Origin of the sequence: uncultured Pigmentiphaga sp. (assembly GCF_937950555.1) — a bacterium.
Lineage (GTDB): Bacteria > Pseudomonadota > Gammaproteobacteria > Burkholderiales > Burkholderiaceae_B > Pigmentiphaga.
On sequence record NZ_CALFCW010000027.1, the window covers coordinates 1 to 8157 of the forward strand.

Below are 8157 nucleotides of genomic sequence, written 5' to 3' on the forward strand. Positions count from 1 at the left end.
GCAGGCGAGCTGCCGTGGCCCGAACGGCGCCAGCGCCATCCCGGGCCACTGCGTCTGCCAGCTCGACCAGTATCCGGGCACATTGCTCCGACGTGCCGGCAAAGACTCCCCCCACCGTCATCAGGCCCGCAGCAATCGCGACTTGCGGCTCCGCCGGGACATTGTCGGAAACCAACCGCGTGACGATGGTGCTGGGGTTGATCCCGTGCTCCATGATCGTGACAAGACAGGCGTCCACGATTGTTTCCTCGCTCTCCGACGGAAGCCGGCCGGTCGCCAGGAAATACAGCATACTGGTGAAGCTGACCTTGCCGATGAGGTCGTGAACGAGATCGACTCCCCGGACGGTGATGGAAGTCTCGTCGGACGTGGAGATTGATGTGGTGGGGTGGGCGCGGGACATGCCTTGGCTCCGGAGCGATAGCGGGTTCAGCGGTTCATGACGGAGTCGAAGCGGGGCGACTGCAGCATCTTCTTCCAGTAGTCGTATTCTTCCTTGACCGCGGCGGCAAGTTCGTCGGGCGAGAGATACAGCGCATTTGTGTATCCCTTGCGCATCGTGTCGTCGAACTCCTGAGACCGAACGACTTGCTCGACCGCGCGCACGAGTTTTTGCTGTACGGCAGCAGGGGTCGCGCGCGGAGCGAACAGGCCGAACTTGGTGACTTCAGTCTTGTCGATGCCCTTCTCGACCAGTGTGGGTGCGTCGGGGAAAAAGTTGTTGCGCTGGGGGCCCATTGTCGCCAGGACGCGCAACTTGCCGGCCCGTTCTTGCGGCGCAATGGCGCCGGGCACGCCGAACACGATGTCCGCAAACCCGCCCATTACGGCCTGGACGGCCGCGCCGACTCCCTTGTATGGAATGTGGGTGAATTCGACCCCCGCTTCCATCTGGAAGGCTTCTCCCACCATGTGCGTCGTCGTGCCCGAGCCGGAGCTGCCCATATTGATCTTGCCCGGGTTGGCTTTGGCGAAGGCCAGCAGTTCCTCTAAGGTGCGGTAGGGGGCGTTTGCGCGGACCGCGATTGCTAGCGGGGTACCCGTCACGTTTCCGATGGGAGAGAAGTCATCGGCTGAATAGGCAACGTCTTTCACCATCTGCGGTACCACCGCTAGCGCCGAGGTACCCGTGAACAACAGCGTGTATCCGTCGGCCGGAGCGTTCTTGACAGCCATCGTTCCTATCGTGGCGCCGCCTCCGTCCCGGTTTTCCACGAAGACCTGTTGCCCGAGCAGTTTGGATAGCGCGGGTACCATGGCCCGCATCTGCAGGTCAACGCCCCCGGGGCCGTAGGGGACGACGACCCGGATCGGGCGGTCGGGGTACTCTGCGAGCGACGGAGACACCAGGGTCAAACTCGCGGCGGCGGCAATCGCCGCCCAAAGCTTCGTAGTGGGGAATGTGCTCATTGCTGTCTCCATGGCGGTTCTGATGATTTGGTGCGATGGGATGAACATCAGTCGGCCAGCAGGTCGCGGGCGATGACTAGCCGCTGCATTTCGGAACTGCCCTCCCCGACCCGGAATAGGCGCAAGTCCCGATAGAACCGTTCAACCGGAAAGCCTGCGATGACGCCGGTTGCACCGTGTATCTGCACCGTGCGGTCGGCAACGCGTCCCGCCGTTTCCGAACAATAGAGTTTGCACATGCTCGCACGAGCCCTTGCTGCTTTGCCCGAGAGGTCGGAGGCCAGCGTCTGCTGGACCAGCGCTCTAGCTGCGGCGAGCTCGGTGGCGGAGTCGGCGAGCATCCATTGGATCGCCTGGCGATCGGCGAGCGGCGCGCCGAAAGTCTTGCGCGTCTTGGCGTATTCGGCTGCCATCTCCAGCAAACGCTCGGCAGCGCCAAGGCACGTGGAGGCGACGCTCATGCGTCCTTCGGTCAGCGCGCTCGAGGCGATGAAGAAGCCTTGGCCCACTTCCCCAAGGAGAGCATCGCTGCAGATGCGGCAGTCTTCAAACGTAATTTCGGAAAGCGTCCAGGCGGCAGACCCCATGGTCCGGTCCACGCGGGTGACCGTCATGCCAGGCGTACCACGGTCAACGAGGAAGGCAGAAATTCCTCCTCGCGCCCCCAGGTTCTTGTCTGTTACGGCGAGGACGAGCACGACATCGGCCACGTCGGCATTGGAGATGAACTGTTTCTGTCCGTTCAATACCCAGCCGTCACCGTGGCGTTCGGCTCGCGTGCGGATGGCCGCCGCATCGGAACCGGTGCCGGGTTCGGTCAGCGCGAAAGACGTCCGGCTTTCTCCGCGGGTGAGCGGAGGCAGGTAGCGCCTTTTCTGCGCGTCCGTGCCGAATTGGGCGATGGCCATGGGGGAGAGGCCGCCGGTGCTCGACATCAGGATGGTGAACATCGGATGGCAACGGGACAGCTCCTCCTGCACCATGCAGTACTGGGCAAGGCTCGCGCCCATGCCGCCGTATTCCGGGGGAAGGCGCATGCCGAGCAACCCTTGGGCAGCCATCAGCTGCATGAGCTCTGCCGGAAAGCTTCCGGTTCGATCCACCTCCTCGGCCCAGGCAGGTAGCTCTTTCTCCACGAAGCGCCGGATCGCTTGCCGCATTTCGCGCACTTCGTCGTTGACTTCGAAAAACACTGCCCGTCCTCCCGTGTGTGTTCTTGTAGGTATCTTGTTATTTCGCGCGCAACCCGCAACCGGGTATTGCATCCCTCATCGGATTTCGATTGCTGAATAAATAGTTTGACTCAAAAGTCGAAAAAAAACGACCCCGGTTTTGCATAAATTGACTCTGGAGTCAAATCTGAATAGGCTGTAGGAATTTGACGCTGCTGTAGGGTGGGAAAGCATGGATGACATCACGGTGAGGGCGCGCCGGGCCCGCGGTACGCGGCGCAGCGTATCGACCCCATCGTCAGACCAGGGCGAAGTCGCCGTACCTCGCGTTCGCTCCGGTTCGATTCCCGTCTCCGGTCGCAAGGGGCGCTGGCTCGAGAAGAAGAATGCAATCGTCAAGGCTGCTTCCCGGCTGTTCAGTGAACGGGGATTCAACTATGTGTCGCTCGACGACGTGGCCGAGCAATTAGGCATCGGAAAACCTGTCATTTATTACTACTTCGAGAGCAAGGAGCAGATTCTCTTCGAGTGCTACAGCCTCGCTTTCGATGTTGGCGACGAAGTCATGCGGACCGCACTCGCGCTGGAAGGTGATGCGCGGACGCGTTTGGAATACTACCTGCGCGAGTATCTGCTGGCGCACCTGCGGGGCGAAGCACCCTTGGTGCCGATGCACGACATCCTGGCCTTGTCCGAGCCCTTGCGCGGCATCATCGAGCGCCGCCGGCGCAATCGGCGAGACCGATTGCGCAAGCTCATCGCAGCCGGCCAAGAGGATGGGTCGTTGGGGCCCTGCGACCCCCGTGTCGCCGTTAGCGCGTGGGGCGGCGCCAGTGCGTGGGTAATAGGGAGCTTCGATCCCCGCAAAGGGCTGTCTCCGGAGGAGACGGCTGAGTACATGGTAGGGCTATTCTTGAACGGGCTGCTGCCAAGGAAAGTAGCGAAATAGGAAAGGAAGAGAGACGTGGAGCGAGAAAAAATGGAGACACCGCCGGCCGCGACCATACCGCACGCGCTGCGCAGGGCGGCCTCGCTGTGGCCCGGGCAGGAGGCCCTCGTCATCGAGGGCGAGCGCATGACGTATGCCGAACTGCTTGCGCGCACGGAGCGCGTCGCGGCGAATTTGTATCGCCTCGGGCTTCGCCCGGGCGACCATTTTGCGATATGCGCCGGCAACCGGGCCGACTGGGTCGTCGCCGCGTATGCTGCGGTCTGGATCGGAGCGGTAGTCGTGCCGGTAAACACGCGTTTCAAGGCTCCCGAGCTACTGTACTGCCTGCGGCAATCCGATGCGCGTATGTTGCTGGTCGAGGACCGCTTCCTCTCCATCGACTTCATCGCCATGCTGCGCAGCATCGCTCCGGCCGTCGACACCCGCTTGCCGGATCCCGAGCTGCCGGCGCTGCAGACAGTGCTGGTGCTCGGCAACGACGTGCCCGCGGGTGCGGTTTCCGCAGCTGAACTCGAGCGCACGCCCATCGAACCCGCTCCCGCTAGCGCAGCGCCTCGGCCCCGCGATGCCGCCTTGATGCAGTACACATCGGGCACGACGTCGTATCCCAAGGGCGCGATGCTGTGCCACGAAAGCATGGTGTTCGACGCGTGGTATGCGGGCCGCCGCCTCGGGCTCCGTGCGGGAGATCGCTACTTCAGCGGGCGTCCTTTGTTCCATGTGTCGGGCACGACGCTCTCGATGCTCGCCTCCCTCATGGCTGGAGCGTGCTACTTGACCACGGCGTCATTCGACGTTGCTCGGGTGCTGCGCATCATGGAAAGCGAGCGCTGCACCATGACGTCGGCCAATGACACGATGTTCCAGATGCTGATGAATCACCCTGATTTTCGCCCCGAGCGGCTTAGCCTGCGCGGCGGGTTGGCAGCTTGCTCGCCGGAGATATTCCGCCAGGTGGTTGAAACGCTCGGCATGCGCGACCTCTGCGCCGGCTATGGCTTGTCCGAGGCATCACCGAACGTAGCCCTCTCGCCGTACGACGATGACATGGAGAAGCGTGTCGCCGGATATGCCTTCCCACTGCCGGGGCTGGAGGTCAAGATTTTCGATCCAGAGTCCGATGCGCCCAGGCCGCCTGGCATTCCCGGAGAAATCCGGGTTCGCGGTTGGGCGCTGATGCTGGGTTACTACAACATGCCGGAGGCAACTGCCAAGACCATAGACCAGGAAGGCTGGCTGCATACGGGCGATCTAGGCGTGGCTGACGAAGCAGGGCGGATCTGCTTCGTCGACCGAATCAAGGACATGTTCCGAGTCGGCGGAGAAAACGTCGCGCCAGCGGACGTCGAGAATGTGCTGAACGGGCATCCCGCCGTGCGGCATTCGCAGGTGGTGGGCGTGCCCGACAAGCGCTTGGGCGAAGTAGCCGCCGCCTACGTCATTCGGCGGGAGGGCGCAACCGTGGATGAAGCGGCGCTGATCGCATGGTGCAAAGAGCGTTGTGCGGGATTCAAAGTACCGCGCTACGTGCGCTTCGTCGATTCTTTCGATGCGATTGGAATGACCGGCAGCGCCAAGATCCAGCGCAATAAGTTGCGCGAATACGCCGTGGCCGACCTCGGCCTAGCCAGCGGGAGCACGACCGAATGACCGCCTCGCCGCAAGACGGGGCCTGGGGACAGGTCGAAGGAGGCGTTGCCCTGCTCACCCTGTTTCGTCCAGAAAAGCGCAACGCCCTTGACACCCGTACCGTCCGTCAGGTCCTCCTGGCGCTGCAGGAATGGGCGACCGACGATGCCGTCCGGGTGGTCGTGCTGGCGGGCGAGGGCAAATCATTTTGTGCCGGGGCGGATCTTACCGAGTTCCGCGGCGCGTCGGCTGGCAACGAGAAGCGCCTCTTGGCCGAGCGCACCGAACTCCTGCACGAACTGGTGCGCCGGGTGGAGCACTATCCCAAACCGCTGGGGGCAGCGGTAAACGGTGCCGCCGTCGGCATGGGGGCCGTGCTCGTCCTGGCTGCGGATTTCGCGCTGTTCGGTGAAAACGCGCGACTAGCTTTCCCGGAGGTCGCGATAGGCCGGGTGCCTACCGTCGTCGTCCCACCCCTAGTGCGCGCCGTGGGGCCCCGCCAAGCCTTCGCCCTGCTGATGGAAGGACGGGTCCTGGACGCACAAGGCGCCGTGGCCCACGGCCTGGCCAGCCGCGTGGTGGATGACGAGCAGGTCGTGACGGAAACCTTGGCTGCCGCGCGAAGCATGGCACAGCTCGATCCGGCGGTGGTCCGGGCTACGAAGGCGCTGATTGAGGAGTGCTCCTCGGCGTCGTTGCAGTGAGCGTTCGTCCCGGCCCCTTGGGGGATCGGTCGGCTCGTTCCCCATGGGAGGTCAGTCGGTGTAGAATTGCGCCCTCGGGCCTCTAGCTCATGCCTGGTTAGAGCAGCGGACTCATAATCCGTTGGTGCTGGGTTCGACTCCCAGGGGGCCCACCAATTCAATCAAGCACTTAGGCCAACCGTTCGGGTTGGCCTTTTGCTGTGGGTTGTACCAGAACACGCTGGTCAGAACGGGCCAACTATGCGCGAAGCATCGCAATGAGCATAAGAACGATGATGATCGCGAATATGAGCCACGACATTCCGCGGGAGGAGGGCTTTTTGCCAAGGGCGCGTTGGCTTAGTGCGGGCGGTGGGAGCGGTGATTCCACCTTTGGGGCGGGTGCATTAGCGTTCTGCGTCGGTATTGGTGCCGTTTTTCTCGAGAACAAATGACTGGGCTCGGGCTGCGCGGAATGGTGCCCTTGATGTGCGGAGGGAGGGACGGCACGATTTGAATCGAAGGAAGAGGGCTCCGCGATTAGCGTAGGGTTGCGCTGAGCAGGAACGACATTAGCCCGAGGGAGGTTCGTCGTTTTTTCTCTCTCTGTTGTAGTTCGATTTTTCCGATCCAGAATTTCGGCTGTTGATTGTTGGTGGGCTTCCGTGGGCGGGGATAATCCCTCCTCATATTCGATAGGCGAGTCAGGCGCGCAGTCTTCTGTTTCCGCCAAGTCGAATATTCTTCCATGCTCTTGTTCGTGGCACGCTCTGCAAAGCGTCACCAGATTATGCTTTTGGTTGGTACCGTGATGGCTGAGGTACACGATGTGGTGCACGTCGAGAATGGTGTCCGTGGCGCCGCACGCTGTACATTTATAGTTGTCTCGTAGCCGAATTTGGCGGGCCACCTCTTCCCAATTCCTGTTGCGGCTAGTGTACCCGTCCATTCGTAGCAGGCCGCGGCGATATGCACGGATGAGGCGGAAGTCACGACTGCTATTACTGGGATTCTTCAGCAGCTTCGTGAGCCAGCCGTCCAATGCATCGCGCGCCGCTGCTTCCACGTCAGCGAGGATGCGTTGTGCTTTCTTTTGTCTCCACAGATCATCAGACAGGAGGTCTTTTTCTGCATTTCGGCGCATCCCGTTCGCAAGCTTCTCGGTCCATCTTTCAAGAGCGAATTTCGCTGGCTCCGGGGATTCATTGAGTACGCTCACACATCGCTTGCAAATAGCGATGTCCTTGGTTTCATATTTGAGTCTTTTGTATGAATGCAGACAGATACGACAGGTCGGCATAACCTTTACGTGTTTCCTACGACCACTGGAACGAGGTCGGCGTGGGAAGGAGGTTTTAGTGCACCTCGTTGGTCCCATTTCGACCAGGGAGGGCACTCATAAATAGTTGGCAGGGAGCCTCATTAAGTGAGTTTTCAAGTTTTGCATCAAAGTTTGCGAATGACCAAGCGCTTCCCTGCACCCCGATACGACAAATGACTTCTTTGGCGTTGCCACGTGATGGCTTCCACTACTGAACGAACCTTCTAACGTTCAGTACGTGCAGGTCGGTTGCGCATGCCTCTTTCCCGGGGACTGGAGACAACCCGACAAGCCTAATAAACCCATCTGCTGATGATCGGGCGAAAATTCCATGATGTGCACCAAAAAGCGTAGTGCCGCACAGAGCTGGCCAGAACCCAGTCTCATTCGCTTCGCCGGGTGCCCAAGGACTCGCCAACTGCTGGGGCGGGGGATAAATTTGTGCATCTCCCATGGTGACTTCGCGCAGATAAAAGCGGAACATGTCTTCAATTATGGCCGCCATCTCTCGAAAGCCGTGGCGCGACCAGGATTTTTGGGGGTGCCGTGCGCACATCGGCGCGAAATCCGTAATATGGCGATTCCAACTTTCCCCGAATCGCCATGGCTTCCCCTGCCCCTATCGACTCTGCGCCGAGAGACGCTTCCCCTCCCACCCCCCTCCAACTCTTCCTCGCCTTCGCCAAAATCGGCCTGACCAGCTTCGGCGGCGGCCTGAGCGGCTGGATGATGCGCGAGTTCGTCCAGCGCCGGGCGTGGCTCTCAGAGGGGGAGTTCTTGAGCGGCTTGGCCTTGGCGCAGGCATTTCCCGGCGTCAACGTGGTGAACCTGGCGATCTGGATCGGTTTTCGCCTGCGCGGTGGGGCTGGGGCGTTGGTGAGTGCGCTGGGGTTGACCGTCCCAGCCATTGTAATGACCCAGCAGAACCTGCTCAGGTTAAGCGGCTAATGCAAATGCCTCAGCCGGCGTCTTCATTCCAAGCGCCTGGTG

Annotated in this window: 7 protein-coding genes, 1 tRNA gene and 1 pseudogene; 5 read left to right on the forward strand and 4 right to left on the reverse strand. The window is 61.3% G+C overall.

What is annotated here, in order from left to right; genetic code table 11:
* The 3 genes from Q0319_RS06505 to Q0319_RS06515 form a co-directional block, all read right to left on the reverse strand.
* Window positions 1-403, reverse strand: a 403-nt coding sequence (locus tag Q0319_RS06505) for a citrate/2-methylcitrate synthase (protein WP_299451491.1), incomplete at its 3' end; no start/stop codon positions are given.
* Between the two features lie 26 nt (window positions 404-429).
* Window positions 430-1410: a tripartite tricarboxylate transporter substrate binding protein gene (locus Q0319_RS06510; RefSeq protein ID WP_299451492.1), complete on the reverse strand. Its 981-nt coding sequence runs from the start codon at window positions 1408-1410 to the stop codon at window positions 430-432.
* Window positions 1411-1457: 47 nt separating this feature from the next.
* Complete coding sequence (locus Q0319_RS06515) at window positions 1458-2603, reverse strand: acyl-CoA dehydrogenase family protein (RefSeq protein WP_299451493.1); 1146 nt, start codon at window positions 2601-2603, stop codon at window positions 1458-1460.
* Between the two features lie 211 nt (window positions 2604-2814).
* Between Q0319_RS06515 and Q0319_RS06520 the strand changes: the two genes are divergently transcribed.
* The 4 genes from Q0319_RS06520 (at window position 2815) to Q0319_RS06535 (ending at window position 6022) form a co-directional block, all read left to right on the forward strand.
* Window positions 2815-3531 carry a TetR/AcrR family transcriptional regulator gene (locus Q0319_RS06520; protein ID WP_299451494.1) on the forward strand — a complete coding sequence of 239 codons (717 nt, stop codon included), beginning with the start codon at window positions 2815-2817 and terminating at the stop codon, window positions 3529-3531.
* 30 nt (window positions 3532-3561) lie between these two features.
* The gene (locus Q0319_RS06525; protein ID WP_299451495.1) at window positions 3562-5184 is read left to right on the forward strand and encodes an AMP-binding protein; all 1623 of its coding nucleotides are present in this window, start codon (window positions 3562-3564) and stop codon (window positions 5182-5184) included.
* A complete protein-coding gene (locus tag Q0319_RS06530) occupies window positions 5181-5867 on the forward strand; it encodes an enoyl-CoA hydratase/isomerase family protein (RefSeq protein ID WP_299451496.1) in 687 nt (228 codons plus the stop codon). The genes Q0319_RS06525 and Q0319_RS06530 overlap by 4 nt, the downstream gene beginning before the upstream one ends.
* Window positions 5868-5943: 76 nt before the next feature.
* Window positions 5944-6022 (forward strand) — tRNA-Ile (locus Q0319_RS06535).
* A gap of 83 nt (window positions 6023-6105) precedes the next feature.
* On the opposite strand, the gene Q0319_RS06540 is transcribed toward Q0319_RS06535, so the two are convergent.
* The gene (locus Q0319_RS06540) at window positions 6106-7146 is read right to left on the reverse strand and encodes an HNH endonuclease (protein WP_296468064.1); all 1041 of its coding nucleotides are present in this window, start codon (window positions 7144-7146) and stop codon (window positions 6106-6108) included.
* A gap of 624 nt (window positions 7147-7770) precedes the next feature.
* Between Q0319_RS06540 and Q0319_RS06545 the strand changes: the two are divergent.
* Window positions 7771-8079, forward strand: a pseudogene (locus tag Q0319_RS06545) (chromate transporter); the annotation flags it as partial.
* Window positions 8080-8157 lie beyond the last annotated feature (78 nt).